The organism is Pyramidobacter sp. CG50-2, from assembly GCF_003612005.1.
In the GTDB taxonomy this organism is placed as follows: Bacteria; Synergistota; Synergistia; order Synergistales; family Dethiosulfovibrionaceae; genus Pyramidobacter.
Genome location: NZ_RAWT01000124.1, coordinates 1 through 327, shown reverse-complemented (window position 1 = coordinate 327; position 327 = coordinate 1). Strand labels below are relative to the sequence as shown.

Sequence of the window (327 nt, the reverse complement as noted above, 5' to 3'; positions counted from 1 at the left end):
ACACACGAAGTGGGAGTGTAAGTATCACGTGGTATTTGCGCCGAAGTATCGCCGCCAGATCATCTACGGGAAGATCAAACAAGACCTTGGTTTGATGCTGAGAAAACTGTGCGCGTACAAAGAAATTGAAATATTGGAGGCGGAAGCATGTAAAGATCACGTTCACATGCTCCTGAGTATACCGCCCAAATACAGCATATCACAGGTGATGGGTTACTTGAAAGGTAAAAGCAGCCTGATGATTTACGAAAAGTACGCGAATCTGAAGTACAAATATGGCAATCGACATTTCTGGTGCCGCGGTTATTACGTAAGCACGGTAGGACG

Annotated in this window: 1 protein-coding gene; it reads left to right on the top strand. The window is 45.3% G+C overall.

The window, feature by feature from the left end; translation table 11 throughout:
- A partial coding sequence (gene tnpA, locus D7D26_RS12090) for an IS200/IS605 family transposase (RefSeq protein ID WP_120373190.1) occupies positions 1-327 on the top strand: 327 nt, incomplete at both ends.